This is a genomic window from Stenotrophomonas sp. SrG (assembly GCF_050031795.1).
GTDB classification, from domain to species: Bacteria; Pseudomonadota; Gammaproteobacteria; order Xanthomonadales; family Xanthomonadaceae; genus Stenotrophomonas; species Stenotrophomonas rhizophila_A.
Genome location: NZ_JBNBBE010000197.1, coordinates 1 through 280, shown reverse-complemented (window position 1 = coordinate 280; position 280 = coordinate 1). Strand labels below are relative to the sequence as shown.

Annotated in this window: 1 protein-coding gene; it reads right to left on the bottom strand. The window is 67.9% G+C overall.

What is annotated here, in order from left to right:
- On the bottom strand, positions 1–128 hold a 128-nt coding region (locus ACQG3P_RS19520), incomplete at its 3' end, for an HTH domain-containing protein (protein ID WP_426805966.1).
- Positions 129–280: the final 152 nt, after the last annotated feature.

Genomic DNA, 280 nt, shown 5'->3' with positions numbered 1-280 from the left:
CGGTCGATGTCGCGGCGCAGCGTGCGCGGATGCACGCCGATATCCGCGGCCAGTGTGTTGCCCGGCCAAAGCGGCCGGGATTGCAGCAGCGAGAGCAGGCGCAGCAGTCGAGCGGAGGTGGGCAGCATGGGCGGCAGCATCGCGCCTGTCGAGGACAGGATCTGTCCGCAATGGTGGCTAGCCTGTGGCCACGGTGCCAGGCCCCCGGGCGGCGCACCTTTCCACACCGCCAACCCACAAGGAGTTCCACATGTCCGTCGTCTTCTAGTGGCATCCCATG